Source organism: Nonomuraea sp. bgisy101, assembly GCF_057708945.1.
Map to the genome: position 1 here is coordinate 324,864 of NZ_JBYITD010000001.1, position 25,884 is coordinate 350,747.

Genomic DNA, 25,884 nt, shown 5'->3' on the forward strand with positions numbered 1-25,884 from the left:
TACCCTACGCTGGCGTGTCGCTTGTGACCTGTGTGTTCTTGAGGCACCGTGGAAAGCATGCTACGTGTTCTGGCCGTCGACGACGAGGTGCCCGCCTTGGAGGAGCTGGCCTACCTGCTCCGTCAGGACGCCAGGGTCGAGCACGTCGTGACCGCCTCCGACGGTGTCACGGCGCTGCAGGACATGGTGCAGATGATCGGCGGGGGAGAGCGGCTCGACGGCGTCTTCCTCGACATCCGCATGCCGGGGCTCGACGGGCTCGACCTGGCCAGGCTGGTCGGCGGGTTCCCGAGCCCGCCCAGGCTGGTGTTCGTCACCGCCCACGACGACTGCGCGGTGCAGGCCTTCGAGCTGGAGGCGGTCGACTACCTCCTCAAGCCGGTGCGCGCCGAGCGGCTCGCCGAGGCGGTGCGCAGGCTGGAGGCGGCCGCCGCCCCGCCGTCCGAACACGGGCCGGACGACGTCATCCCCGTCGAGCTCGGCGGCGTCACCAGGTTCGTGCCGCAGCAGGCGGTGTGGTTCGCCGAGGCGAAGGGCGACTACGTGCGCCTGCACACGCCCGACGGCGGATACCTGGTGCGCATGTCGCTGGCCGCGCTGGAGCGCAGGTGGGCGGACGCGGGCTTCATCAGGGTGCACCGCAGCACGCTGGTGTCCGCACGCCATGTCAGCGAGCTGCGCTTCGAGGGCGGCAGGGTGCTGCTGACGGTCGGCAGGGAGACGCTGCCGGTCAGCCGCCGCCATACCAGGCAGGTCAGGGAGCAGCTGGTGCGACAGTTCAAGACGCTCACATGAACGCCAGGCGGGTGGTCGTGCCCAGGAGGCCGGCCGCCGTGCAGCGGGCCCCTGTCCCGCTCGGGCTCGACGGGCCCGACAGCGACGCGGAGGTCAGGGCGCTCATGGGTAGGCAGGCCAGGCACGCGCTGGTCACGGTGGCCGCGGTGGCAGCCGTGCTGGTCGCCCTGCCGCTGCTGACGGCCGAGGGCGACTGGCTGCTGGTGACGCTGGCCGTCCAGCCGCTGTGGGTGGTGCTGGCCGTCTTCCAGCTCAGACGGGCGGAACGCGCGGAACGCGAGCCGTGAGCAGCACCGTCGCCGCGTCGGCGGCCGGCATCGCGTTCGTGGTCATCATCTCGGTGATCGTCGGCGCGGTACGGCCGCGGCGCTACGCGACGGTGTCGGAGTTCTACGTGGCGGCGAGGGCCGTGGGGCCGTGGTGGAACGGCGCGGCGATCAGCGCGGAGTTCACCTCGGCCGTGGCCTGCCTGGGACTGGCCGGGTTGATCGCCACGCACGGCGCGCCCGCGCTGTGGTTCCCGGTGGGCGCCGCGGCGGGCTATGTCGTCATCCTCGCCCTGGTGGTGGCGCCGCTGCGCCGCTCGGGCACCTACACGCTGCCCGACTTCGCGCAGTGGCGGCTCGGGTCGGCGGCGCTGCGCAGGTTCGCCACCTGCTACGTGCTGGCGATCGGGCTGCTCTACCTCGTCGCGCAGCTCCACTCGGCGGGGGTGGTGCTGCACCTGCTGACCGGGCTGCCGCCGTGGACGGGCTGGCTGTCGGTGACGCTCGTGTCCGTCTTCGTCACGCTCGCGGGCGGGATGGGCAGCGTGACCAGCGTTCAGGCGGTGCAGTACTGGCTCAAGCTCGTCGTGTTCACCGGGGTCGCGCTCGTGCTGTGGTGCGCGTGGCGGTGCGCGGTCGAGGCGGGCCCGCTGGAGGTGGCGGGGTTCGCCGCGCCGTACGGAGACCTGCTGGCGGGCTCGGGCGACCCTTCGCTGCCGGGCGTGCTGACCGTGCTGCTGGCCTGCGCGCTGGGCACCATGGGACTGCCGCACATCATCGTCCGCGTCTACACCAATCGCGACGGGCCCAGCGCGCGGCGTTCGATCTTGGCCACCCAGGTGCTGCTCGGCCTGTTCTTCCTGGTGCCGCCGCTGTACGGCATTCTCGGCCGCGTCCACGTGCCCGACGCCCAGGACGAGGAGGTCGTGCTGCTGCTGCCCGGCGCGATGCTGCCGGGCCCCGCGGGCGACGTGCTGACCGGGCTGCTGGCGGCAGGGGCGTTCGCGGCCTTCCTGGCCACCTCCTGCGGGGTGCTGGCCGCTGTGGGCGGCGCGGTGTCGGCCTGCGTGACGCGGGCGGGGGTGAGCGCCTTCCGCCTCGCCACGGCCGGCGTGGCGTTGACGACGCTGGCGCTGACCTCGCTCACCACTCCCGGCAGTTCCGTGCTGGGCGTGCTGCTCGGATTCAGCCTCTCGGCGGCGACCTTCTGCCCATTGCTGCTGCTCGGCATCTGGTGGCGGCGGCTGACCGCCGTGGGGGCGGCCGCGGGGTTCGCGGTGGGCGGCGGGCTCACCGCCGTGCTGGCCGCCGGTGAGGCGACGGGCGTGAAACTGGGGTTGGTGTCCGAGTATCCTGCGACCTTCGCCGTGCCGCTCGCCTTCGTCGCGATGGTGGTGATTTCCCTGGTCACGCCGGGTCGGGTGCCTATGGGTGTGGATCGGATGATGGCCAGGATGCACCTGCCGGAAGAGGCCGCGAGCGCCTCCGGCGACCGCTCGTCGCTTGAGGACGGCCGCTCGTCAGTGCGGCACTCTCCGTACGTCGATGACTACTGACCGTTCAGCGAGCTGTTCTTGAAGAGGGTTTCACGTTCAAGATCGCATCCGTAGTGTTTCCGCATCGGAGAGCCACTCCGTCGCATCGGGGGGACGAGCCGCGCGGCTCACACAGGCCTGATGCGCGGTTCCGCTGGTGACCAGCTGGTCACCGAAACGGTGGTCGGGCCCTTTACCGGGGGGTAGGGCCCGCCCGCCGAGGACGTGAAGGGGCGCCCGCTGTAGCTGCGTGCCGGACCGCGATCCGGCCATACGGGGGCGGCCGGGTCGCGCGAGCGGCGCCCCTTTACGCCACCTCCGAGCCGACGGCGCCGCCGGGCTCAGGCGTCGCGCAGCTTGCGCAGCAGCTCGATGTCCTCGCGGTGCTTGTCGGCCTTGCCCGGCGTCTCGATGCAGATCGACACGCCGGCCACCACCGGGTGGCGCATCAGGTCGGCGAACGGCTGGGCGCCGATGTGACCCGCCCCGATGTTCTCGTGCCGGTCCTTCTTCGACCCGCACACGTCCTTGGAGTCGTTGGCGTGGATCAGCCTCAGCCGGCCGGGCGCGACCCGGTGGAGCGTGTCGAAGGTGTCCCTGACCCCGTCGGCAGTGGTTAGGTCGTGGCCGGCCGCGAAGGCGTGGCAGGTGTCGAGGCAGACGGTGGCCTTGGGATGCCACTCGAGCGCCGCCAGGTAGGGCTCCAGGTCCTGGACGGTGGCGCACAACATCGCGCCCTGTCCCGCCATCGGCTCCAGCAGCAGGTCGGGCCCGTCGTCCGGGATCTCCTCCAGCAGCGGCAGCAGGTGCTCGTGGAGCTGGCGCAGCGCGTCGTCACGCGACTGGGTGACCGCGGAGCCCGTGTGCACGACCACGCCCTTGGACCGCGTCGCCAGCGCGCGCGCCAGCGAGTGGCGCGTGATGGCCACCGAACTGGCCAGCGTCTCGGGATTCGGTGAGCCGAAGTTCACCAGGTAGGGCGTGTGAATGAAGGACTCGACGCCCGACGCGGCGAACTTCGCGTCCTCCTCGGGTTTGCCCTCCGTCAGCGCCCAGCCACGCGGGTTCGTGACGAACACCTGGACCATCTCGGCGCCGATCTCGGCCATGTACTTCAGGCCGCCCGTCGCCAGGCCGCCGGTGACGGAGACGTGTCCGCCGATGAGAGATGTAGGGCTCATGATGTGGCCAGTCTAGGCGCTCGGGGTGACATCCCAGGTGGCGATCACTCCCAGGTGATCTCCGGCGAGCGGTAGTAGTTCACCGACTGGGCGCTCCACCGGGGGCCGTGGCCGGCCAGCCGTCCCTTGTAGTCCTCCCACGAGCGGCCGGAGGAGGGCGACCAGCCGATCTCGGCGATGCCCGGCAGGCGTGGGTAGGCCATGTACTCCAGCGCGTCGGGCGTCTCCAATGTCTCGGTCCACAGCGGGGCCTCGACCCCCAGGACGTCCTTCTCGGCCACGCCCGCGAGGAGCGTGGCGGGGTCCCACTCGTAGCTGTCGGCGACCTCGACGAGTCCGGCCCAGTCCAGGCCGTACTCGGTGTCCTGGGTGTACTTCATGTCCAGGTAGGAGCGGTCGGCGGGGGACATGACGAGCTTGGCGCCCCTGGCCACGGCGGCCACGGCGCGTTCGGCCTCGCGCGGGTTCCAGTGCTGCGCCACCGCGCCGGAGGTGATCTCGGCCCAGCCCATGAGGCGCTTGCCGTACTTGTCGACGATCCGCTGGGCGCGCGCGACGAACTTCTCGTAGTCGGCGGGATCGGTGCTGTGCGCCTCGTCGCCGCCCAGGTTGAGGTACGGCCCGGGCGTCAGCTCCGCCATCTCGCGCACGACGTCGTCGAGGAAGCGGTAGGTGACCTCCTTGCCCACACACAGCGAGCTGAAGCCCACCTCCCTGCCCCTGTACGGCTCCCGCGCCCTGCCGTCGCAGTTCAGCTCGGCGTAGGCGGCCAGGGCGGCGTTGGTGTGCCCCGGCGTGTCGATCTCGGGGACGACGGTGACGAACCGCTCGGCGGCGTAGCGCACGATCTCGCGGTAGTCGTCCTGGGTGTAGGAGCCGTCGGTGGCCAGGCGCGGCCAGCTCTTGATCTCGATACGCCAGCCCTGGTCGTCGGTGAGGTGCAGGTGCAGGTGGTTGACCTTGTAGGCGACGGCCAGGTCGATGTAGCGCTTGACCTGCTCGACGGTGAAGAAGTGGCGGGCCACGTCGAGCATGACGCCGCGATAGGCGAAGCGCGGCCTGTCCTCGATGCTGAGGCCCGCGATCGTCCACGGGCCTGGCTGCTCGCCGGCGCTCTCGACCTTGGCGGGCAGGAGCTGGCGGAGCGTCTGGACGCCGCGGAAGAGTCCCTCGGGGGTGGAGGCGGCCAGCCGTACCATGCCGGGGGTGACGTCCAGCGTGTAGCCCTCCGGGCCGAGGTCGCGCCCGCTCGCCTCCTCCAGCGTGATCTCCGCCTCCTGCCGGACCACGGGCAGCGCGTAGCCGGTGGAGCGGCGCAGCAGCCGGGCCAGCTCCTCGGCGACGGGCGCGGCCCCCGCCGCGCGCAGGCCGATCCGCGCGCCGGCCTCCAGGGAGAACGTGCCCTCGGCCATCCGCACGGAGGCGGGCAGGGGGATCAGGGGCGGACCCTTCGGCTCCGGCACATCGGATGCGCACGCGGTGGCGAGAGTGGACGCCGTCATCAGCGCGGCAAGTCGGCGGTGCGGCAACGGACGCTCCAATTGTAAGGTTTCTTTACATATATCACCTATTGCAGGCGGAGGGCGAGGAAGAAGTCCACCCTGTCCTCCAGGCGCGACAGGTCCCTTCCCGTCAGGTCCTGGATGCGCTGGATGCGGTAGCGCAGGGTGTTGACGTGGACGTGGAGCAGCTCCGAGCACTTGGTCCACGAGCCCGAGCACTGGAGGAAGGCCTCCAGGGTGCGGACCAGGTCGGCCTTGTGCACCTGGTCGTAGGAGCGCAGCGGGTCGAGCAGGCGGACCCTGAACATGTGGCGCACGTCGTCGGGCACCGAGGCCAGCAGCAGGACGTGGGTCGCCAGCTCGTCCTGCCCGACGACCGCGTCGGGCTCCGGCTTGCCCTCGGCCATGCGACGGGCGTACCTGGCCTCCTCGACCGCGCCGCGCAGCCCCTCGACCCCGGCGATCCCGCTGACGCCCACGGTCAGCCTGCCGCCCGCGAGTCCGGGCGCGAGCTCGTGCACGGCGGTGCGGACGCGCCCGGCGAGCTCCCGGTCGGCCGAAGGGACGAGCGCGATCGTCTCCTCGCCGACGACTCCGATCGCGAGCGGCGTGAGCGCGCGGGCCGTCCCCTGCGGCGGTCCCGCGCCGCTGGAGACGGCCGCGTGCAGGATCTCCTTGACGACCGCGCGCAGCTCGGCGGGGCGCAGGGCGCCGTGCGCGGCGGCCGCCAGAACGACGTAGCCCGGCGCCCCCGCCAGCCCCGTGACCTCCAGCCTGGGCAGGATGTCGCTGGGCTTGCCCTCGGTGAACACCAGGCGGACCAGCTCCTGGGCGATGCGTCCCTCGGGGCTGAGCCGGTCGTCCAGGCGGATCCGCTCCAGGGCGGCGACCGCCGCGAGCTCGCCCGCCAGCGCCTGCCGCTCCTCCGGCCAGTCGGTGAAGCAGCCCTCGACCGCGACGAACCAGTCGGCCACCCTTGAGGTGGTCTGCTCGTCCACAGGGAAGATCGAGTAGCCGTTCCTGGAGCAGGGCAGCCGCTTGACGGTGAGGAACGTCCTGGCCATGGCCATGGCCGTGTCGTGGTCCAGCGGACTGGAGCCCGCCACCAGGCGCCCCGAGGGCGTGAGGACCCAGCAGCGCATGCCCAGATCCCGCCCGATCATCTCCAGGACGGGGTCGAGCCCCGCCCCCGAGACGAGCTGGCGGTGCCGGTCGAGGACCGCGGTCACGTCAGAGGCGCGGGCCGTCGACAGGTGGCGCACGATGTGCTCGGTCACCTCGGCGAACGACAACGCCTGCGGCACGTGGAAGAGCGGCATCCGGTGCCTGCGGCAGGCGTCGACCAGGTCGGCCGGCAGATCGCCGCTGCGCGCCTCGCAGGCGCCGAGCCCCGAGGCGCCGGCCCTGGCAAGCGCCCTGACGAAGGTCTCGCTGTCGGCGGGCGCGCGCCGCCAGATCAACCCGGTGAGGACCAGCTCGCCGCCGCTGAGATAGCGCCCGGGATCGAGCAGGTCGGTGGTGACGACCCACCTGATGGGCCGCTCCAGATCGTCGTGGCCTGCCACGACCGACAGGCCCAGTTCAGGCATGTCGAGCAACGCGTTGAGCCGCATGCATTCGGAGGGTAACCGATGGGTGAACAGGACGTGCATTGGAGCATGACACGAAAAGACCAGGCCAACCCCCCTCGCACTTCGGAGTTCTTGCTGCTGGACCGGGGACATCAGCCCTGTGTGTACTCATGACATGCCCAACCTCAACGCACTCAGCGCCGACGAGGCGGAGAAGGAGCTGCTGGCCTGCTGCGCCTCCCGCGCCTTCGCCCGCGAGGTGGCCGCGCTGCGTCCGTACCAGGACCTGGCCGCGCTGACCGCCGCCGCCGACGCCGCCGTGCGCGCCCTTGCCTGGCCCGACGTCGAGGAGGCGCTCGCGGCCCACCCGAGGATCGGGGAGCGGGCCGAGGGCGCCGACCGCGAGTCCGCCTGGAGCAGGCAGGAGCAGTCGGGCGTCGAGGACCACCTGCGCCAGGCGCTGGCCGAGGGCAACCGCGCCTACGAGGAGAGGTTCGGCCACGTCTACCTCATCTGCGCCACAGGACTGTCGGGCGAGCAGATGCTCGCCCGCCTGAAGGAACGTCTGGCCAACGACCCCGGCACCGAGCGCGAGGTCGTACGCGACGAACTGGCCAAGATCACCAACCTGAGGGTGGCGAAGATATGAGCTTCTCGACACACGTGCTCGACGCGGTCACGGGACGGCCCGCCGTGGGCGTCGAGGTACGGCTGGAGCACCAGGGACAGGTCGTGGCGCAGGGCCGCACGGACGACGACGGCCGGATCAAGGGCTGGAACCCGGAAGCGGGCGTGCACCGCGTGGTGTTCGACACCGGTTCCTACCTGCGCGACACCTTCTACCCGGAGGTCGTCATCACCTTCACCGTCGCCGACCCCGCCGAGCACTACCACGTCCCCCTACTCCTCAGCCCGTTCGCCTACTCCACCTACAGAGGGAGCTAGATGTCAGTCATCCTCGGACCCAACCGGTACGGCAAGGCCGAGACCAGGCTCGTCCGTGTCGTCCGTGACGGCGAGGTCCACCATCTCAAGGACATCAACGTCAGCAGCTCCCTGTCGGGTGAGATGGAGTCGGTCCACCTGACCGGCAGCAACGCCGCCGTACTGCCGACCGACACGCAGAAGAACACCGCCTACGCCTTCGCCAAGAAGTACGGCGTCGACCAGATCGAGGACTTCGCCCTCCTGCTGGCCAGGCACTTCGTCGACTCCCAGCCGACCATCCACCACGCGAGGGTGGAGATCGAGGAGTACGGGTGGGAGCGCATCAGCGGCGGTCACTCCTTCGTGCGCAGCGGCAGGGAGGTGCGCACCTGCGTCGTGCACTACGACCGCGACGGCCGCACGAGCGTGGTCTCCGGCCTGAAGGACCTGGTGGTGCTCAACTCCACCGACTCGGAGTTCCACGGCTACATCGTCGACGAGTACACCACCCTGCAGCCGACCGGCGACAGGATCCTCGCCACCGCGGTGGCCGCCCAGTGGCGGCACGCCTCGGCCACGGGCGAGTTCGGCAAGTCCTACGCCGACGTGCGGCAGGCCCTTCTCGACGCCTTCGCGGAGACGTACAGCCTCTCGCTGCAGCAGACGCTGTACGCCATGGGCCGGCGAGTGCTGGAGACCCGCCAGGAGGTGTGCGAGATCCGCTTCGCGATGCCGAACAAGCACCACTTCCTCGTGGACCTGGCGCCGTTCGGCCTGGACAACGACAACGAGGTCTTCTACGCCGCCGACCGGCCCTACGGCCTGATCGAGGGCGGCGTCCTGCGTGAGGACGCGCCCGACGCGGCGTTCGCCTGGGAGTGAGACATGGACTTTCTGCGGCCCACGACATGGGCGGAGGCGCTGGCGGCCAAGGCCGACCAGCCGGAGGCGGTACCCATCCAGGGCGGCACCGACGTGATGGTCGAGATCAACTTCGACGTGCACAGGCCCGTGTCCCTGCTGGACCTGAACCAGGTGGCCGAGCTCCAGACGATCGAGCTCGTCGACGGCGTGTACAGGGTCGGCGCGGGCGTGCCGTACGTGCGGATCATCGAGGAGTTGCCCGGCGCGCTGCCGGGCCTCGCGCAGGCGTCGCGGACGGTCGGCTCGCCGCAGATCCGCAACCGCGGGTCGGTCGGCGGCAACCTCGGCGCCGCCTCGCCGGCGGGTGACAGCCATCCGCCTCTGCTGGCGGGCGACGCCGTGATCGAGGTGGAGTCGCGCGACGGCGGGGTCAGGCTGATCCCCGCCTCCGAGTTCTACCTCGGGGTCAAGCGCAGCGCGCTGCGCCCCGACGAGCTGATCAGGGCCTTCCACATGAAGACCGCCGAAGGGCCGCAGTACTTCTCCAAGGTCGGCACGCGCAACGCCATGGTGATCGCGGTGTGCTCGTTCGCGGTGGCGCTGCACCCGTCGGAGCGACGCGTCGGCACCGGGATCGGCTCGGCCGCCCCGACGCCCCGCAGGGCGCTGGAGGCCGAGGAGTTCATGGCGGGCGAGCTGGACTGGGACGCCCGCCTCGACCCCGCCGTGCTCAAGCGGTTCGGCGAGCTGTGCGCGGCGGCGGCCTCGCCGATCGACGACGTGCGCGGCACGGCCGACTACCGCAGGCACGCGATCGCGGTCATGGCCCGCAGGACCCTGACGTGGGCCTGGAACGACTACAGGAAAGCGAGGGCCGCGTGATGCGCGTGAACTTCACCGTCAACGGCCGCACCGAGGCCGTCGACGACGTGTGGGAGGGCGAGAGCCTGCTCTACGTGTTGCGCGAGCGGGTGGGCCTGCCGGGCTCGAAGAACGCCTGCGAGCAGGGCGAATGCGGCTCTTGCACGGTCTACCTCGACGGCACGCCCGTCTGCTCGTGCCTGGTCGCGGCAGGCCAGGTCGAAGGGCGGGAGGTCCGCACGGTCGAGGGGCTCGCCGACGGCGACAGGCTCGACCCCGTGCAGGAGGCCTTCGTCGAGTGCGGCGCCGTGCAGTGCGGCTTCTGCACGCCCGGCCTGATCGTCCAGGCGCACGACCTCATCCAGCACAACGACCGGCCGTCCGACGCGGAGATCCGCGAGGCGCTGGCCGGCAACCTGTGCAGGTGCACCGGCTACGAGAAGATCCTCGACGCCGTACGGCTGGCCGCCGCCAGGAAGGCGGCACTGCGTTGATCATCGAGAACGTCCGCATCGCGCCGGTCGTGGGCCCCGAGATCGAGTCGGGGTTCATCAGGATCGAGGGCGACACCATCGTCGAGGTCGGCAGGGGAAGGCCCGCGGCGCCGCCGGAGGGCGGCGACCATGAGCGGATCGACGGCAGCGGCTGCCTGGCCACGCCCGGCCTGGTCAACACCCACCACCACCTCTACCAGTGGGCCTCGCAGGGCCTCGCGCAGGACGCGACGCTGTTCGAGTGGCTGGTGTCGCTCTACCAGGTGTGGGCGGCGATGGACGCCGAGGTCGTGCACGGCGCGGCCACGGCGGGGCTCGGCTGGCTGGCCCTGTCCGGCTGCACGACCTCCTCCGACCACCACTACGTCTTCCCCAAGGGCCGCGGCGACCTGTTCGGCGCCGAGGTCGAGGCCGCTCGCGCGGTCGGGATCAGGTTCCATCCGGCGCGCGGATCCATGGACAGGGGCCAGTCGCAGGGCGGCCTCCCGCCGGACGTCGTGGTGGAGAAGCTCGACGAGATCCTCGACGCCACGCAGGAGGCGATCGACACCTACCACGACCCCTCCTTCTCCTCGAAGCTGCGGGTCGCGGTGGCCCCCTGCTCGCCCTTCTCCGTCAGCGCCGAGCTGATGACCGAGGCCGCCTCCCTCGCCAGGGCCGCGAACGTGCGCCTGCACACCCACCTGGCCGAGACGCTCGACGAGGACGAGCACTGCATGGAGCAGTTCGGGATGCGGCCCGTCGACTACATGGAGAAGCTCGGCTGGCTCGGCTCCGACGTGTGGTTCGCGCACGCGGTGCACCTCAGCGACGGCGACATCGAGAAGTTCGCCCGCACCGGCACGGGCTCGGCGCACTGCCCCTCGTCCAACGGCCGGCTCGGCGCGGGGATCGCCCGCGTGTCGGAGATGCTGGCCCGCGGCGCCAACGTGGGTCTCGGCGTCGACGGCAACGCCTCCTCCGAGCTGACCACGATGGCGGGCGAGATGCGGCAGGCGCTGCTGTTCCAGCGCGCCCGCTACGGCCCCACCGCGCTCACCGCCAGGCAGGCGCTGGAGACGGCCACGCTCGGCGGCGCGCGCAACCTCGGCAGGCAGGACGAACTCGGCTCGCTCGAGCGGGGCAAGCTCGCCGACATCGCGCTGTGGCGCGTGGACGGCGCGTTCGGCTCCGCCGTCACCGACCCCGTGTGCCAGCTGGTCTTCGGCACCAGGCAACCGCCGCTGGCCAGGCTGCTGGTCGGCGGGGAGACGGTCGTCGAGGACGACGAGCTGCGCACGGTGCCCCAGGACGCGGCCGGACGCGCGGGGGCCGACGCCCACCGCAGGCTGCTGCGCCTGGCGTCCGAGCAGGGATTCAGCGCAGCCAAGGAGGTTCACGCGTGACCGGCTCCCGACAGAGCACACCGCTGAGAGCACCGCACGAGATCGCCGTGCCCGGTCAGGGCGGGGTGGGCGACAGCCCGCTGCGGCCCGACGGCACGCTCAAGGTCAAAGGGGAGTTCGCCTACTCCTCCGACCTGTGGATCGACGGGATGCTATGGGGCGCGACGCTGCGCAGCCCCCATCCCCGCGCGCGCATCGTGTCCATCGACACCTCGGCGGCCCTCGCCCACCCGGGCGTGCACGCCGTGCTCACCGAGCAGGACGTGCCGGGGCGCAAGCACTTCGGACTCGACCTCACCTGGGACCAGCCGGTCCTGGCCATCGGCGAGGTCCGCCACCAGGGCGAGCCGATCGCGCTGGTGGCCGCCGACCATCCCGAGATCGCCCGCAGGGCACTGGAGAAGATCGCGATCGAGTGGGAGGTGCTCGACCCGCTCATCGACGCCCGCAGGGCAGCCTTCGACCCCGACTATCCGCAGGTGCAGGACCGGCCCAACCCGGCCAGGCACCAGCCGGTGCGGATGGGCGACGTCGAGTCGGCCAGGGCCACGGCGCAGGTCGTGGTCACCGGCTCCTTCGAGGTCGGCATCCAGGACCAGGCCTTCCTCGGGCCCGAGTCGGGGCTGGCCGTACCGGCCGACGACGGCGGGGTGGACCTCTACGTCGCCACCCAGTGGATGCACAACGACCTCAAGCAGATCGGGCCCTGTCTCGGGCTGCCCGAGTCCAAGATCCGGATGACGCTGTCGGGCGTGGGAGGGGCGTTCGGCGGTCGCGAGGACCTGTCGATGCAGATCCACGCCGCGATGCTGGCCATGCGGACGAGACGGCCCGTCAAGATGGTCTACAACAGGCACGAGTCGTTCTTCGGCCATGTGCACAGGCACCCGGCCGAGATGCGCTACGAGTACGGGGCCACCAGGGACGGCAGGATCGTCTACGCGGACGTGGAGATCCTGCTCGACGGCGGCGCCTACACCTCGGCCACGCTCAACGTCGTCGGCAACGCCGCCTCCCTGGGCGTCGGGCCCTACGACATTCCCAACGTCAAGATCGACGCGTACGGCGTCTACACCAACAACCCGCCCTGCGGCGCGATGCGCGGTTTCGGCGCGGTCCAGGCGTGCTTCGCCTACGAGTCGATGATGGACAGGCTCGCCGCCGCCTGCGGCCTCGACCCCGTCACGGTCAGGCAGCGCAACGCCGCCGGCCAGGGCACCAGGCTGGCCACCGGGCAGGTGCTGTGGGCGCCGCTGCCCATGGCCGAGATGCTGGAGCAGGCCCGCACCCTGCCGCTGCCCGCCGGCCTCGACGCCAAGGACATCAGGAACCTGCCGGGAGGCGCGTCGCAGACCACCCACGGCGAGGGCGTCGTGCGCGGCGTCGGCTACGGCGTCGGGCTGAAGAACATCTGCTTCTCCGAGGGGTACGACGACTACTCCACCGCCAGGGTCCGCCTGGAGGTCGTCGGGGGAGAGGCCACCGCGCTGGTGCACACCGCGGCGGCCGAGGTGGGACAGGGACTGGTCACCGTCGAGGCCCAGATCGCTCGCACCGAGCTGGGCATCGAGAGGGTCGTCATCCACCCCGCCGACAACCAGGTGGGCGACGCGGGATCGAGCTCCGCCTCCCGCCAGACGTACATGACGGGCGGCGCGGTCAAGGCGGCCTGCGAGGCCGTGCGCGACCGGCTGTTCGAACGGCTGGAGCACGACGACCTGTCACTCGTCGGCGGCAAGGTCGTCTCCGCGAGCGCCGGCGTGATCGCCTCCATCGAGGAGATCCTCGGCGACGAGGCCATCGAGGAGACCCGCGAGTACCACCACGAGCCGACCACCGGCATGGACAAGGCGACCGGGCAGGGCGACTCGCACACCCAGCTCGCCCTGTGCGTCCACCGCGCGGTGGTCGACGTGGACGTCGAGCTCGGCCTGGTGAAGGTCGTCGAGCTGGCGGCCGTCCAGGACGTCGGCCGGATCATCAACAGGCTCTCGCTCGAAGGCCAGATCCACGGCGGCAGCGCCCAGGGCCTCGGCCTCGCGGTGATGGAGGAGATCGTGGTGCGCGACGGCAAGGTGCGCAACCCGTCCTTCACCGACTACCTCATCCCGACCATCCAGGACATGCCGCCGATGCGGCTGGAGATCCTCGAGAACGCCGACCCGCGCGCGCCGTACGGGCTGCGCGGGGCCGGAGAGCCACCCACGCTCTCCTCCACGCCCGCGATCGTCGCGGCCATCCGCGACGCCACGGGTCTCGCACTCAACCGGGTGCCGGTCCGCCCCGAGCACATCACGCTCGGCGCAGCAGTGAGTTGATCAACAGGGGCCGCCCCGTCTGCGGCGGTCCCACAACCACACCCCCGCGGCGCGGCCTGTCATGCCGTGCCGTAGGTCGACCATGCCCTGAGGAGGGCCCCGACCATGACCCAGCTGAAGCCCAAGCCCGTCACAGGCGACTTCTTCGAACTGGCCGCCAGGGGCACCACGGTAGGCAGAGAGGTGCGCGGCGGCATCACGACGTTCGTGGCCGTCGCCTACATCATCCTGCTCATCCCGATCATCCTGAGCGGCGCCAAGGACGTGACCGGCGCCACGATGACGATCCCGCAGCTCACCACCGCCGTCACGCTGTCGGCGGCGCTCACCACGATCCTGATGGGCCTGGTCGGCAACGCGCCCTTCGCCCTGGCCTCCGGCCTGGGCGTGGCACCCGTCGTGGCCTTCCAGGCGGCCCCGCACATGACCTGGGCGCAGGCGATGGGCCTGGTCGTCCTGGAGGGCGTGGTCATCGTGATCCTCGCCCTCACCGGGGTCAGGCAGCTCATCATGGACGCCATCCCGACCCCCATCAAGCACGCCATCGGCGTCGGCATCGGCATGTTCATCGCCCTGATCGGGCTGGTGGACGCGGGGTTCGTCGGAAAGGGCGCGGGCACGCCCGTGACCCTCGGCGTCGGCGGTCACCTGGCCGGCTGGCCGATCGTGGTCTTCTGCGCCGGGCTCCTGCTCACCATCGCCCTGTTCGTCAGGAAGGTGCCCGGCGCGCTGCTCATCGGCATCGTCGTCGCGACGGTCTTCGCCATCGTCGTCAACGCGGCCGTACCGGGACTCAAGTGGGGCGTGGTCACCCCCGCGATGCCCTCGCAGATCATCGCCACACCCGACTTCGGGCTGCTGTTCGGCGTCGACCTGTTCGGCGGGTTCGGCTCCGCGGGCTTCCTCACCGCGACCGTCGTGCTGTTCACGCTCGTCCTGTCCGGATTCTTCGACGCGATGGGCACCATCCTCGGCGTCGGCGAGGAGGCGGGCATGGCCGACTCCCAGGGCCGCATCCAGGGCATCGGCAAGATCCTGACGATCGACGGCCTCGGCGCCGTCATCGGCGGCGGCACAGGGGCCTCGGCGAACACCGTCGTCGTCGAGTCGGCCGCCGGGGTGGGGGAGGGCGCTCGCACCGGCCTCGCCAGCCTCGTCACGGGGGCGCTGTTCGCCGCGGCCATGTTCCTCACGCCCCTGGCCGCGGTCGTGCCCGCACAGGCGGCGGCACCCGCGCTGGTGCTGGTCGGCGCCCTTATGATGACCGCGGCCCGCAAGATCGAGTGGGACTCCCTCGACCTGGCGATCCCCGCGTTCCTGACGATCGCGCTGATGCCCTTCACCTACTCCATCACCAACGGCGTAGGCGCGGGCGTCATCGCCTACACCGTCATCAAGGCCGCCCGCGGCCGCTTCGACGAGATCCACTGGCTGCTCTGGGTGATCAGCGCCATCTTCGTCGGGTACTTCGGCATCGGCTTCATCGAGAGCCTCATCGGCTGATGTTCGAACTCCTGGAGGAGCTGAAGGCCTGGGCCGCCTCGGGCAGGCCGTTCGCCGTCGCCTCCGTCGTCTCGACCACCGGCAGCGCCCCCCGCCCCGCGGGCGCGGCGCTGGCGGTGTCGGCCGACGGGGAGGCCATCGGGAGCGTGTCAGGCGGCTGCGTCGAGGGCGCGGTCTACGAACTGTGCCTGGAGGTCGCCGCCGGCGGCGTCCCCGTCCGCCAGACGTTCGGCTACAGCGATGACGACGCCTTCGCGGTCGGCCTGACCTGCGGCGGCGTCATCGAGGTGCTCGTCTGGCCGAGCCCCCGCTTCCTCGAGCCCGTACGGCAGGGCGAGCGCGTCGCGGTGGCCAGGGCGTTCGGCGATACGGCCGGCGCCGTCGTCGTGTGGCCCGACCGCCACGAAGGCGGCATGGGCGACGACGAACTCGACGCGGTCGTCGTCGCCGAGACCAGAGCCATGCTGGAGGCGGGGCTGACCGGCGTCCGCGAGGTCGGCTGCGGCGAGCGGCGCGTGGAGCTGTTCGTCGAGTCGCACACCCCGCCGCCGCGCCTGCTCATCTTCGGCGCCATCGACTTCGCCGCCGCGCTCACCAGGGCGGGCCGCCTGCTCGGCTACCACGTCACCGTGTGCGACGCCCGGCCCGTCTTCGCCACCCGCCGGCGTTTCCCCGAGGCGCACGAGGTGGTCGTGGACTGGCCGCACCGGTACCTGGCCGGGACCGAGGTCGACTCCCGCACGGTCATCGCCGTTCTCACTCACGACGCGAAGTTCGACGTGCCGCTGCTGGAGGTGGCGCTGCGGACGGGAGCGGCGTACGTGGGGGCGATGGGCTCACGCCGTACGCACAGGGACAGGATGCGGAGACTGCGCGAGCAGGGGCTGACCGAGGAGGAACTCGGCGGGCTGCGCTCGCCCATCGGCCTCGACCTCGGCGCGCGCACGCCTGAGGAGACCGCGGTGTCGATCGTGGCGGAGATCGTCGCCGCCCGGCGCGGCGGCAGCGGCGTGCCGCTGTCGCAGACGGGCGGGCCCATCCACAGGTTCACCGGCGACCGGCTGGTGGACGCCTAGCGCAGCGACCGTTCGAGGGGCGTCCTGAAGCGCGGCGTCACCGTCATCCCGTCCAGCCAGGCCCCGACGCCCGCCGCCGCGCGCTCGACGGCCTGGCGGGCGTCCGCGCCGACGTCCTCCAGCAGCCGCCACACCACCTCGCCGTCCGCCCGCTGGCCCCACCCGCCGACGACAGCGCCGTTCCACCACACGGTGGGGCCGACGTTGCCCGATCGGTCGAACAGCTCGGCCCGATGCGCCTGCGGCAGGTACCAGTCGCGCTGCTGCCAGCCCATCGGCGTCGGGTCGAGCGCCGGCAGGAAGGCCGCCCACGGCTCGGGCTCGACCGCCTCGACGTCGTCCGGCAGGACGTAGCCGGTCGGACCGTCCTCCAACTCGACCTCGACGGCGCCCACCGCCCCCAGCGCCTTGCGCACGTCGCCGAGCGACCAGCCGGTCCACCACTTCAGGTCGCCCTCGGTGCCGGGGCCGTAGGCCGCCAGCCACCTGCGCACCAGCTCGGCCTGCGCGTCCCGCACGGCCATCGGCGGCATCTCGGGCGCAGGCGCCCACCGATGCTGCCCGCTGATCCACGAGCCCGAGGGCCTGCCCTGCCGGACGATCAGGCCCTCGGCCGCCATCAGGAACAGCAGCCTGGTACCCACCCCCTGCCTGGCCTCGTACGGCTTGCCCGCCGCGTAGACGAGCTGCTCGCGCAGCTCCGGAACGACAGTTCCCAGCGTGGCCGCCGTCGCCTCGCCGTGCTCGCGCAGCGCCTCCAGCACCTTGGCCTCGACCCGAGAGATCCACTCACCGTCGAAGCCGCCGCCCTCCTCGAAGTGCCGGGTGAGCAGCCTGCGCTCCCTCACCGCGACGGCGAGGGTGCTGGAGTGGTGGACGACCGGAGCGAGGCCGCGCGGCACCACGAAGATCGTGCGCCGCATGCCGGTCATCCTGACCAGCGTCCTGTCCTCGTACAGGGCCCGCTCCACGGGCTCGGGGCCCTTCACGCCCGCCCGCGCCGCCGCCGACAGGAACACCGTGGCGGGGTCGGTGCCGTGCAGCGCCACCACGGCCTGCGCCGCCTCCTCGACGCTGCCGCCCCGCTCGGCCAGCAGGTGCCTGACGCCGAGGCGGGCGCGGCGCTGTGCGGTACTCATGCGCATGCTCGGAGCATAGAGGTTGGACCAACGCACAATCCGGGCGCGTTCCCCGCCCCGCAGCTTCGGACGTCCTGCCGGTAGACCCGGCGGAGGGCGGGTGTGTCTACTGGTTGGCACACCAGGTACCGCGCTGCCGACGGCAGAACTACGGGCCTCTCCCCACGAGAGGAGCCTGCGATGGCCCTGATGTTCCTCAACGGCGGCGCGATGCGAGGCGGGCCGCTGCACCACCTCCTCGACGGCGCGCCGCTCGTCGCACAGACCGAGACGGCGCCCAAGTACCGGTTCTACTCGGTCGGCGGGCGCTGCCCCGCGCTGGTGCCCGTCGCGCACGGCGGCGCCGCCATCGCGGGCGAGCTGTACGACGTGGACATGGACGTCCTGCGGGACCGCCTGCTGCCGGCCGAGCCGCCCGAGCTGGAGCTCGGGGTGATCGAGCTGGCCGACGGCGGCTCGTCGCTGGCGATGCTGCTGCGCAAGCCGGTCACCTCGCACGTGCCGCTCATCGACATCACCTCGCAAGGAAGGTGGGTTTCGTGAGGTTCGACGTCAACTGCTCGATCCTGTTCACCCAGCTCCCACTGCTCGAACGCCCTGCCGCCGCCAAGGCCGCAGGCTTCGACGCGGTGGAGTTCTGGTGGCCCTTCGACAAGGCCGTGCCCGGCGACAGGGAGGTGGACGCCTTCATCGACGCGATCAGGAACGCGGGCGTGCGGCTCGTCGGCCTGAACTTCGTCGACGACATCCCCGAAGGCGGACGCGGCCTCGTGGGACGCCCTGGCGACGTGGCGAGGTTCAGGGACAACATCGACGTCGCGGTAGGAATCGCCGGACGGCTCGGCTGCCTGGCGCTCAACGCCCTGTACGGCAACAACGGCGAGAGCGAACCGGCGCTGGAGAACCTCGCGCTGGCCGCCCGCAAGGCCGCGGCCGTCGACGCCGTCGTGCTCGTCGAGGCGCTCAACGTCTACGAGTCGCCGTCCTACCCGCTGGTCTCCGTCAAGGCCGCCACCGACGTGATCGAGGCGGTCGGGCAGCCGAACGTGCGCTTCCTGTGCGACCTCTACCACCTGGCGCGCATGGGCGAGGACCTGCCCTCCGCGCTCGCGCACCCGCTGACGGGACACGTGCAGATCGCCGACAATCCCGGCCGCGGCCGCCCAGGCACCGGATCCCTGCCCCTGGCCGAGCTGCTCGACGGCTACGAGGGCTGGGTCGGCCTGGAGTACAAGGACCCCGACCTCGACTTCGGGTGGGTCTCGAAGTGGTCGGCCCCCACACACGAACAGGAGCTCGTCACGTGAGGATTGGATTCATCGGGCTCGGGATCATGGGGTTGCCCATGGCCGAGCACCTGGTCAAGGCGGGACACGAGGTCGTGGGCTACGACGTCGTGCCGCGGCCGTTCCCGACCGCGGCGAGCATCGCCGAGGCGGTCAGGGAGGCGGAGGTCGTCATCACGATGCTCCCCGCCGACCCGCAGGTCGAGGCCGTGTTCCCCGAGATCGCCGCGAACGCCCCGCAGGACGCGCTCTACATCGACTTCTCCACCATCACGCCGCAAACCTCGCGCAAGCTGGCCGAGCAGTGGAAGCGCACGCTCGACGCCCCCGTCTCCGGCGGCGAGAAGGGCGCGGTCGACGGCGTCCTTTCCATCATGGTCGGCGGAGCGGAGAGCGACTTCGAGGCGGCCAGGCCGATCTTCGAGGCCGTGGGCAAGACCTTCAGGCTCGTCGGCGGCCCTGGCGCGGGACAGTTCGTCAAGGCCGCCAACCAGCTCGTCGTCGGCGGCACCTACGCGCTGGTCGCCGAGGCCATCGTGCTGATGGAGGCGGCAGGCGTCGACGCCGCCGCCGGGCTCGACGTGCTCGCGGGAGGGCTGGCCGCCAGCCGCATCCTCGACCTCAAGCGCGAATCGATGCTGGCCCGCAGCTTCCAGCCGGGCTTCCGCATCGACCTGCACCACAAGGACATGGGCATCATCCTCGACGCCGCTCGCACCGCCGAGGTCGCGCTACCCATGTCCGCGCTCACCGCGCAGCTCATCGCGGCCGCCCGCGCGCAGGGGCACGGCTCGCTCGACCATTCCGCCCTGCTCCTGGTGATCGAAAGGCTCAGCCGATGAAGATGCCCGCGATGAACGCGGTCGTGGAGGTCCTCAAGTCCGAGGGCGTCGACGTCGCCTTCGGCTGCCCGGGCGCGGCGATCCTGCCGCTGTACAAGGCGATGGAGGAGCTCGGCGGCATCGAGCACCTGGTCGTCAGGCACGAGGAGGGCGCCACCCACATGGCCGACGGCTGGGCCCGCACGAACGGCCGCGTCGGCGTGGCCATCGGCACCTCGGGCCCGGCCGGCACCAACATGATCACCGGTCTCTACACGGCGTTCGCCGACTCCATCCCGATCGTCTGCATCACCGGGCAGGCCGCCTCCACCAAGCTGCATCAGGAGGCCTTCCAGGCGGTGGACATCGTCGCCATCGCCACGCCCGTCACCAAGTGGGCCGTGCAGATCAAGGAGGCGGGACAGGCGCCGTGGATCTTCCGCGAGGCCTTCCGCGTCGCCCGCTCGGGCCGTCCGGGTCCCGTGCTGATCGACATCCCCGTCGACGTGGCCCGCCAGCTCATCGAGTACGACCCCGCCATCGACGCCCCGCTGCCCGTCGCCGCCGTCGAGCCGCACCTGCCCCGCGTCGAGAAGGCGCTGGACCTGCTGCTGGCCGCCGAGCGCCCGCTGCTGCTGTCGGGCGGCGGCGTCATCGGCGCCGACGCCTCCGCCGAACTGGTGGAGCTGGCCGAGCTGCTGCAGGTGCCCGTGCAGGTCACACTCATGGGCAAGGGTTCCATCCCCGACGACCATCCGCTGCACAGCGGGATGACCGGCATCCAGACCTCCCAGAGGTACGGCAACGCCTCCTTCCTCGAATCGGACCTCGTGCTCGCCCTCGGCTCCCGCTTCGGCGACCGCCACACCGGCACGCTCGACGTCTACAGGGGCGAGCGCACGTTCATCCACGTCGACATCGAGCCGACCCAGCTCGGCAGGGTCTTCGAGCCCGACCTCGGCATCGTCTCCGACACCCGGCTGTTCCTGCGGGCGATGATCGACTTGGCGAAGGCGCGAGGGGTCAGCCGTGCGCCAGGACCGTGGGTCGAGCGTGTGCGGGAGCTGCGCAGGACGCTCACCAGGCGCGAGGACTTCGACGACATCCCCGTCAAGGCGCCCCGCGTCTACAAGGAGATCAACGACTTCTTCGACGAGGACACCTACTTCGTCACCGCCATCGGGCTCTACCAGATCTGGGGCGGTCAGCACCAGAAGGCCTTCAAGCCGCGCCGCTACCAGGTGTGCGGGCAGGCCGGGCCGCTCGGCTGGGAGATCCCCGCGGCGATCGGCGTCAAGAAGGCGGCCCCGGACGCGCAGGTGGTCGGGGTGGTCGGCGACTACGGCTTCCAGTACCTGGTGGAGGAGCTCGCCGTCGCGGCGCAGTACGACGTGCCGTTCGTGCTCGTCATGCTGAACAACGAGTATCTCGGCCTGATCAGGCAGGCGTCGCTGCCGTACGAGATGAACTACCAGGTGGACATCCACTTCGACGAGTACGGCACCGACAACGTCAAGATCATGGAGGCGTACGGCTGCTCGGGTGTGCGCGTCTTCGACCCCGCGGAGATCCGCTCCTCGCTGGAGTGGGCGACCAAGGAGGCCACGCGCACGTCGCGGCCGGTGCTCGTGGAGGTCATGATCGAGCGGGAGGCCAACACCCCGCACGGGCTGTCCATCGACGCGGTGCGCGAGTTCGAGCCGCTTCCCGCCGAAGTGTGATGATGGGTCATCGCAGGCACGCCCTCCTGCCCGCTCGCACCGGGCAGGAAGGCGTGCCAGCCCATTCTTCATCATCGGCCTGGGAGTGTCGCAGTGGTTGAGCATGTTCTTGTCGCCCCTGACAAGTTCAAGGGGTCGCTGACGGCGGCCGAGGTCGCCGCCAGGGTGTCGGCAGGGCTGGGCGTCCCCACCGTCGAGCTGCCGGTCGCCGACGGCGGCGACGGCACCGTCGACGCCGCCGTGGCCTGCGGTTTCACCCGCGTGACCCTGAACGTGACGGGGCCGACGGGCACGCAGGTCCCGGCCTCCTACGCCTGGCTCCCCACCGCTGCCGCCCACGCCGACGCCGATCCCTATCCCGTCGCCGTCATCGAGCTGGCCGAGGCCTCGGGGCTGCGCAGACTCCCCGGTGACGCCGAGCCGCTGACGGCCACGAGCAGGGGCACCGGCGAGCTCGTCGCCGACGCGGTACGGCGCGGCGCCCGCAGGATCGTGCTCGGGCTCGGCGGCAGCGCCTCCACCGACGGAGGAGCGGGGATGGTCCAGGCGCTGGGCGCACGCCTGCTCGACGTCGAGGGTGACGAGCTGGCCAGGGGCGGGGCGGCGCTGCGGGACCTGGCCAAGATTGACATTTCTGGATTTATCGACATTTCTGGGGTGGAGTTCGTCGTCGCCAGCGACGTCGACAACCCCCTGCTCGGCCCGCACGGCGCCGCCGCCGTCTACGGCCCGCAGAAGGGCGCCACCCCCGACGAGGTCGTCCTGCTCGAAGGCGCGCTCGGCCGGCTGGCCGCCGTCGCCACCCAGACGCACGGCCTGCTCGGCGCGGTCGAGCACGACGGCACCCCCCGCCCGATGGGCGTGGCGGGGGCGCCGGGCGCCGGCGCGGCCGGAGGGGTGGGCTTCGCCGCGCTCGCGTTCCTGCACGCCGAGATCCGCCCTGGCATCGAGTACCTGCTCGAGCTCCTCGGCTTCGACGACCAGGTCCAGGGCGCGCGGCTGGTCATCACCGGCGAGGGCTCGCTCGACGAGCAGTCGCTGCGCGGCAAGGCCCCCGTCGGCGTCGCCCAGGCTGCGGCGAAGACGGGCGTTCCCGTGATCGCCGTCTGCGGTCGCCGTACGCTCACCGACGAGGCGCTCCGGGCGGCCGGCATCGAGGCGGCCTACGCGCTCACCGACATCGAGCCCGACCCCGCCCGCTGCATGGCCGAGGCGGGGCCCCTCCTCGAACGTCTGGCCGCCCGCGTCGCCGCCGACAGGCTGAGCTGATGCGCACCCCTTCGAGGAAAGGCAGGAGATGAGCGAATACGAGCTGGTCGTCCGATCCCGCGTGGCGGTCACGCCCGAGGGCGAGCGCCCCGCGGCCGTGGCGGTGCGCGAGGGGAAGATCGCGGCCGTGCACGCCTACGACGCCGCCCTCGACGCGGGGCGGGACGTCGACCTCGGCGACCTGGCTCTGCTGCCCGGCCTGGTCGACACCCACGTGCACGTCAACGAGCCGGGCCGTACCCACTGGGAGGGGTTCGCCTCCGCCACACGCGCGGCCGCCGCGGGCGGGGTGACGACGATCGTCGACATGCCGCTCAACTCGTTGCCGCCCACCGTGACCGCCGCCGCGCTCACCGCGAAGCAGGAGGCCGCCGCCGGCCAGTGTTACGTGGACGTCGGCTTCTGGGGCGGCGCGATCCCCGGCAACCTCGACGACCTGCGCCCCCTGCACGAGCGGGGCGTCTACGGCTTCAAGTGCTTCCTCTCCCCGTCCGGGGTGGAGGAGTTCCCTCCGCTGACCCCCGACGAGGTACGGCAGGCGCTCAAGGCCATCGCCGAGTTCGACGGGCTCATGGTCGTCCACGCGGAGGACCCGTCACTGCTGCTGGAGCCCGCGGGGCCGACCTACCCCGAGTTCCTGGACTCGCGGCCGGGCGCCTCGGAGCGGCGCGCGGTCGAGCAGGTGATCGAGCTGTCCAGGCAGACCGGCGCCCGCGTCCACATCCTGCACGTCTCCAGCGCCGACTGCCTGGAGCCGCTGGCGGCGGCCCGTCGTGACGGCGTGCGCGTCTCGGCGGAGACCTGCCCGCACTACCTCACGCTCACCGCCGAGCAGGTGCCCGACGGCGACACCGCCTTCAAGTGCTGCCCGCCCATCCGCTCTGCCGAGAACCGTGACCGACTCTGGGCGGGGCTCGCCGACGGCGTGCTGAGCTGCGTCGTGTCCGACCACTCGCCGTCCACCGCCGACCTCAAGCTGCCCGACTTCGCGGCCGCGTGGGGCGGCATCGCCTCGCTCCAGCTCGGCCTGCCGGCGATCTGGACCGAGGCCGCGACCCGCGGGCACGGCCTGGCCGACGTGGTGCGCTGGATGTCGGCCAATCCCGCCGCGATGGCGGGCATCCGCGGCAAGGGCGGGCTCGTCCCGGGCGCCGACGCCGACCTGGTCGCCTTCGACCCCGCCGCCGACCTGCCCGTCGACGCCGCCGCCCTCCATCACAAGAACCCCGTCACGCCGTACCACGGACGCACGCTCAAGGGCGCCGTCCGCACCACGTGGCTGCGCGGCGTCCCCGTGGACGTCACCGCGCCGCCCCGTGGCGTCTTCCTCTGACCCGCCACCAGCCCTCTGACCCGCCACCAGCCCTCTGACCGACCCGCCATCGAGACCGACCAGGAGAGAGCGAACCGCATGCCCGACTTCACCACCCTTCCCGACCTGGCCCTGCGCACCGTCGGCGGCTCGGTCGTGGTCGCCAACGACGAGTCGTTCGCCGAGAAGGAGAGCCTCATCAGGCCCGGCCGTCCCGGTTTCAAGGCCGAGACGTTCGGCAACAAGGGCCAGGTGTACGACGGGTGGGAGACCCGCCGCCGTCGTGAGCCCGGCCACGACTGGGCGATCGTGCGCCTGGGCATGCCCGGCGTGATCCGCGGCGTGGTGATCGACACGGCCTGGTTCAAGGGCAACTACCCGCCCCACGCCTCCGTCGAGGCCTGCGCGGTGGACGGCTATCCGAGCCCCGCCGAGCTGGCCGCGGCCGACTGGGTTCAGATCGTCCCCAAGGTCGATCTGAAGGGCGACGCCGAGCACGCCTTCGAGGTGTCGGACGAGCACCGCTACACCCATGTCAGGCTCAACATGTTCCCCGACGGCGGCATCGCCCGTCTGCGTGTGCACGGAGAGGTCCGCCCCGACCTGTCGGTGTACGAGGGGCTGGGGCTCGACCTGGCGGCGCTGGCCAACGGCGCGGTCGTCACCGCCTGCTCCAACGAGTTCTACTCCGCGCCCAACAACGTCCTGGCTCCTGGCCTGGCCAGGCACCAGGCGGAGGGGTGGGAGACCGCCCGCAGGCGCGACGAGGGCAACGACTGGCTCGTCATCCGCCTCGCGACGCTCGGCGTGATCAGGCTGGTCGAGATCGACACCACCAACCTGCTGTTCAACGCGCCGGGCGCGGTGTCGCTGAAGGGCAGCGTGGACGGCGAGACGTGGTTCGAGCTGCTGCCCACGACCCGGCTGCAGCCCGACACCCCGCACCGCTTCCGGCTGGAGGACGCGCCCGCTGCGGCGTACGTGCGGGTCGACATCTACCCCGACGGCGGCCTGGCCCGCGTCCGCCTCCTCGGCACACCGGCCTAGCGCGGAGGCGCGGGCCCGCATCCGGCCCCAGGGCGCAGGCCCGCGTCAGGCCTCCAGGGTGGCGGGCGGGTCAGCGATGGGCGGCGAGGACGAGCGTCCAGTAGTCGCCCGCGGGGGCGTAGCCCACGCCGATGTGGGTGAGGTCGCAGTTCATGATGTTCGCGTTGTCGCTCGGGTGGTCCAGCCATGACTTCACCACGTCGGCGGGGGTGGGCAGACCCCTGGCGATGTTCTCGCCCCAGGGGCCGAGCGGGGAGAATCCCGCCTCCTCCATGCGGTTGGCGGCACCGCGATCGTCAGGAGAGGCGTGGCTGAAGTAGTTCTTGGCCGACATGTCCGCCGCGTGCCTCATCGCGGCGAAGCGCAGCCGCGTGTCGGGAGCGAGCGGCCTGCACCCCCCGGCGGCACGCGCCTCGTTGGTCAGCCTGACGACCTCGTTCTCCATCCCCACGGCGTCGAGCGAGCCGATGTCGTACAGGGTCCGCCAGCGGCCGCATTCGCCGACGGACTCGCCGTCGGGGTCGTACTGGCACACCCGAACCCGCACCCCCTTCACACCCTGCACCTCGAAACCGTCGGCAGCGGGCGTGGAGCCGCCGCAGTGGCGGGCCTGGTGGACCTCGCTCCATCGGGCGTTGCCCTTGAGTGCCTGGAACACCACGTACGCGCACTCGCCGCCTGCCTCGGTGGAGGTGCCGTCCAGATCGTAGAGGGAGAAGGTGACCTGCGCGGTGGTGTCGTCGCCGTTCGAGGTCCTGATGGAGAGCGTGCCGCGAGCCCTGGCGAGGGAGTTCCCTGACTGGGCGGGCCCCCAGGGCACGGCGCGGTCGGCCACGCTCGTGCCGGATGGGACGGCGGTCGAGGCACCGGCGGTGGCGGGTGCCGTCGGCGCCAGCACCCCGATGACCGCGACCGCGACCAGTCCTGGCGCGCACTTCCTGGTCATGATGTCTCCAGCAGCCCCCTCGCTCCGGCCTCCCCGCCGGACCTCGGGCCGGGAGAGCAGAGCCA

24 protein-coding genes are annotated in these 25,884 nt (G+C 71.6%); 19 read left to right on the forward strand and 5 right to left on the reverse strand.

Annotation, left to right across the window (positions count from 1 at the left end; translation table 11 throughout):
* The first annotated feature begins 57 nt into the window (after positions 1-57).
* From AC3EO4_RS01550 to AC3EO4_RS01560, 3 genes are read left to right on the forward strand one after another with little or no spacing between them, the layout of a single operon-like run.
* The gene (locus AC3EO4_RS01550) at positions 58-795 is read left to right on the forward strand and encodes a LytR/AlgR family response regulator transcription factor (protein WP_379579477.1); all 738 of its coding nucleotides are present in this window, start codon (positions 58-60) and stop codon (positions 793-795) included.
* Entirely contained in the window at positions 792-1,082 is a 291-nt protein-coding gene (locus tag AC3EO4_RS01555) for a hypothetical protein (protein ID WP_379579476.1), read from the forward strand. Before AC3EO4_RS01550 ends, AC3EO4_RS01555 begins: the two co-directional genes overlap by 4 nt.
* Positions 1,079-2,617, forward strand: a complete 1,539-nt coding sequence (locus AC3EO4_RS01560) for a sodium:solute symporter family transporter (protein ID WP_379579474.1) — start codon at positions 1,079-1,081, stop codon at positions 2,615-2,617. The genes AC3EO4_RS01555 and AC3EO4_RS01560 overlap by 4 nt, the downstream gene beginning before the upstream one ends.
* Before the next feature lie 320 nt (positions 2,618-2,937).
* Here the strand turns inward: AC3EO4_RS01560 and AC3EO4_RS01565 are convergent, their stop codons facing one another.
* Genes AC3EO4_RS01565 through AC3EO4_RS01575 form a run of 3 tightly spaced genes read right to left on the reverse strand, consistent with a single transcriptional unit; the run spans position 2,938 to position 6,892 of the window.
* On the reverse strand, positions 2,938-3,777 hold the full coding sequence (locus AC3EO4_RS01565; RefSeq protein ID WP_379579473.1) for a deoxyribonuclease IV: 840 nt from the start codon (positions 3,775-3,777) through the stop codon (positions 2,938-2,940).
* 44 nt (positions 3,778-3,821) lie between these two features.
* Entirely contained in the window at positions 3,822-5,306 is a 1,485-nt protein-coding gene (locus tag AC3EO4_RS01570) for a beta-N-acetylhexosaminidase (protein ID WP_431893138.1), read from the reverse strand.
* Between the two features lie 38 nt (positions 5,307-5,344).
* A complete protein-coding gene (locus AC3EO4_RS01575; RefSeq protein ID WP_379579469.1) occupies positions 5,345-6,892 on the reverse strand; it encodes a PucR family transcriptional regulator in 1,548 nt (515 codons plus the stop codon).
* Positions 6,893-7,025: 133 nt separating this feature from the next.
* On the opposite strand from AC3EO4_RS01575, the gene uraD reads away from it, so the two are divergent.
* From uraD to AC3EO4_RS01620, 9 genes are all read left to right on the forward strand, one after another.
* Positions 7,026-7,499 carry a 2-oxo-4-hydroxy-4-carboxy-5-ureidoimidazoline decarboxylase gene (gene uraD, locus AC3EO4_RS01580; RefSeq protein WP_431893141.1) on the forward strand — a complete coding sequence of 158 codons (474 nt, stop codon included), beginning with the start codon at positions 7,026-7,028 and terminating at the stop codon, positions 7,497-7,499.
* A complete protein-coding gene (gene uraH, locus AC3EO4_RS01585) occupies positions 7,496-7,795 on the forward strand; it encodes a hydroxyisourate hydrolase (RefSeq protein WP_379579465.1) in 300 nt (99 codons plus the stop codon). The genes uraD and uraH overlap by 4 nt, the downstream gene beginning before the upstream one ends.
* The gene (gene pucL / locus AC3EO4_RS01590; protein WP_379579463.1) at positions 7,796-8,659 is read left to right on the forward strand and encodes a factor-independent urate hydroxylase; all 864 of its coding nucleotides are present in this window, start codon (positions 7,796-7,798) and stop codon (positions 8,657-8,659) included.
* 3 nt (positions 8,660-8,662) lie between these two features.
* Positions 8,663-9,523, forward strand: coding sequence for an FAD binding domain-containing protein (locus tag AC3EO4_RS01595; protein WP_431893145.1), 861 nt, complete (start codon positions 8,663-8,665; stop codon positions 9,521-9,523).
* Positions 9,523-9,996: a (2Fe-2S)-binding protein gene (locus AC3EO4_RS01600; protein WP_379580259.1), complete on the forward strand. Its 474-nt coding sequence runs from the start codon at positions 9,523-9,525 to the stop codon at positions 9,994-9,996. The genes AC3EO4_RS01595 and AC3EO4_RS01600 overlap by 1 nt, the downstream gene beginning before the upstream one ends.
* A gap of 2 nt (positions 9,997-9,998) precedes the next feature.
* Positions 9,999-11,381, forward strand: a complete 1,383-nt coding sequence (locus tag AC3EO4_RS01605; RefSeq protein ID WP_379580257.1) for an 8-oxoguanine deaminase — start codon at positions 9,999-10,001, stop codon at positions 11,379-11,381.
* Positions 11,378-13,699, forward strand: coding sequence for a xanthine dehydrogenase family protein molybdopterin-binding subunit (locus AC3EO4_RS01610; RefSeq protein WP_431893148.1), 2,322 nt, complete (start codon positions 11,378-11,380; stop codon positions 13,697-13,699). Before AC3EO4_RS01605 ends, AC3EO4_RS01610 begins: the two co-directional genes overlap by 4 nt.
* 105 nt (positions 13,700-13,804) lie before the next feature.
* On the forward strand, positions 13,805-15,202 hold the full coding sequence (locus AC3EO4_RS01615; protein WP_431893151.1) for an NCS2 family permease: 1,398 nt from the start codon (positions 13,805-13,807) through the stop codon (positions 15,200-15,202).
* Positions 15,202-16,278 carry an XdhC family protein gene (locus AC3EO4_RS01620; protein WP_379579455.1) on the forward strand — a complete coding sequence of 359 codons (1,077 nt, stop codon included), beginning with the start codon at positions 15,202-15,204 and terminating at the stop codon, positions 16,276-16,278. The genes AC3EO4_RS01615 and AC3EO4_RS01620 overlap by 1 nt, the downstream gene beginning before the upstream one ends.
* Here the strand turns inward: AC3EO4_RS01620 and AC3EO4_RS01625 are convergent.
* Positions 16,275-17,423, reverse strand: coding sequence for a winged helix DNA-binding domain-containing protein (locus AC3EO4_RS01625; RefSeq protein WP_431893154.1), 1,149 nt, complete (start codon positions 17,421-17,423; stop codon positions 16,275-16,277). The two genes, AC3EO4_RS01620 and AC3EO4_RS01625, sit on opposite strands and share 4 nt — an antisense overlap.
* Before the next feature lie 174 nt (positions 17,424-17,597).
* Between AC3EO4_RS01625 and AC3EO4_RS01630 the strand changes: the two genes are divergently transcribed.
* From AC3EO4_RS01630 to alc, 7 genes are all read left to right on the forward strand, one after another.
* Complete coding sequence (locus AC3EO4_RS01630; protein ID WP_358123664.1) at positions 17,598-17,960, forward strand: allophanate hydrolase-related protein; 363 nt, start codon at positions 17,598-17,600, stop codon at positions 17,958-17,960.
* Positions 17,957-18,724: a TIM barrel protein gene (locus tag AC3EO4_RS01635; protein WP_379579450.1), complete on the forward strand. Its 768-nt coding sequence runs from the start codon at positions 17,957-17,959 to the stop codon at positions 18,722-18,724. The genes AC3EO4_RS01630 and AC3EO4_RS01635 overlap by 4 nt, the downstream gene beginning before the upstream one ends.
* Complete coding sequence (locus AC3EO4_RS01640; RefSeq protein WP_379579449.1) at positions 18,721-19,545, forward strand: NAD(P)-dependent oxidoreductase; 825 nt, start codon at positions 18,721-18,723, stop codon at positions 19,543-19,545. Before AC3EO4_RS01635 ends, AC3EO4_RS01640 begins: the two co-directional genes overlap by 4 nt.
* Positions 19,546-19,547: 2 nt before the next feature.
* A complete protein-coding gene (gcl, locus tag AC3EO4_RS01645; RefSeq protein ID WP_379580255.1) occupies positions 19,548-21,245 on the forward strand; it encodes a glyoxylate carboligase in 1,698 nt (565 codons plus the stop codon).
* Positions 21,246-21,338: 93 nt separating this feature from the next.
* Complete coding sequence (locus AC3EO4_RS01650) at positions 21,339-22,514, forward strand: glycerate kinase (protein WP_431893159.1); 1,176 nt, start codon at positions 21,339-21,341, stop codon at positions 22,512-22,514.
* Positions 22,515-22,542: 28 nt separating this feature from the next.
* The gene (allB, locus tag AC3EO4_RS01655) at positions 22,543-23,847 is read left to right on the forward strand and encodes an allantoinase AllB (protein ID WP_431893162.1); all 1,305 of its coding nucleotides are present in this window, start codon (positions 22,543-22,545) and stop codon (positions 23,845-23,847) included.
* Between the two features lie 78 nt (positions 23,848-23,925).
* Complete coding sequence (gene alc, locus AC3EO4_RS01660; protein ID WP_431893165.1) at positions 23,926-24,873, forward strand: allantoicase; 948 nt, start codon at positions 23,926-23,928, stop codon at positions 24,871-24,873.
* A 70-nt stretch (positions 24,874-24,943) separates the two neighbouring features.
* Here the strand turns inward: alc and AC3EO4_RS01665 are convergent, their stop codons facing one another.
* Positions 24,944-25,819 (reverse strand): CAP domain-containing protein, encoded by an 876-nt coding sequence (locus AC3EO4_RS01665; RefSeq protein ID WP_431893168.1) that lies wholly within the window; start codon positions 25,817-25,819, stop codon positions 24,944-24,946.
* Positions 25,820-25,884: the final 65 nt, after the last annotated feature.

Bases quoted from the DNA above. Each gene is read 5' to 3' on its own strand.
- gcl (WP_379580255.1), top strand. From the start codon at position 19,548: ATGCCCGCGATGAACGCGGTCGTGGAGGTCCTCAAGTCCGAGGGCGTC.
- AC3EO4_RS01550 (WP_379579477.1), top strand. From the start codon at position 58: ATGCTACGTGTTCTGGCCGTCGACGACGAGGTGCCCGCCTTGGAGGAG.
- pucL (WP_379579463.1), top strand. From the start codon at position 7,796: ATGTCAGTCATCCTCGGACCCAACCGGTACGGCAAGGCCGAGACCAGG.
- AC3EO4_RS01565 (WP_379579473.1), bottom strand. From the start codon at position 3,777: ATGAGCCCTACATCTCTCATCGGCGGACACGTCTCCGTCACCGGCGGC.
- AC3EO4_RS01625 (WP_431893154.1), bottom strand. From the start codon at position 17,423: ATGCGCATGAGTACCGCACAGCGCCGCGCCCGCCTCGGCGTCAGGCAC.
- AC3EO4_RS01555 (WP_379579476.1), top strand. From the start codon at position 792: ATGAACGCCAGGCGGGTGGTCGTGCCCAGGAGGCCGGCCGCCGTGCAG.
- AC3EO4_RS01600 (WP_379580259.1), top strand. From the start codon at position 9,523: ATGCGCGTGAACTTCACCGTCAACGGCCGCACCGAGGCCGTCGACGAC.
- allB (WP_431893162.1), top strand. From the start codon at position 22,543: ATGAGCGAATACGAGCTGGTCGTCCGATCCCGCGTGGCGGTCACGCCC.
- AC3EO4_RS01630 (WP_358123664.1), top strand. From the start codon at position 17,598: ATGGCCCTGATGTTCCTCAACGGCGGCGCGATGCGAGGCGGGCCGCTG.
- AC3EO4_RS01595 (WP_431893145.1), top strand. From the start codon at position 8,663: ATGGACTTTCTGCGGCCCACGACATGGGCGGAGGCGCTGGCGGCCAAG.
- uraH (WP_379579465.1), top strand. From the start codon at position 7,496: ATGAGCTTCTCGACACACGTGCTCGACGCGGTCACGGGACGGCCCGCC.
- AC3EO4_RS01620 (WP_379579455.1), top strand. From the start codon at position 15,202: ATGTTCGAACTCCTGGAGGAGCTGAAGGCCTGGGCCGCCTCGGGCAGG.
- uraD (WP_431893141.1), top strand. From the start codon at position 7,026: ATGCCCAACCTCAACGCACTCAGCGCCGACGAGGCGGAGAAGGAGCTG.
- alc (WP_431893165.1), top strand. From the start codon at position 23,926: ATGCCCGACTTCACCACCCTTCCCGACCTGGCCCTGCGCACCGTCGGC.
- AC3EO4_RS01575 (WP_379579469.1), bottom strand. From the start codon at position 6,892: ATGCGGCTCAACGCGTTGCTCGACATGCCTGAACTGGGCCTGTCGGTC.
- AC3EO4_RS01665 (WP_431893168.1), bottom strand. From the start codon at position 25,819: ATGACCAGGAAGTGCGCGCCAGGACTGGTCGCGGTCGCGGTCATCGGG.
- AC3EO4_RS01615 (WP_431893151.1), top strand. From the start codon at position 13,805: ATGACCCAGCTGAAGCCCAAGCCCGTCACAGGCGACTTCTTCGAACTG.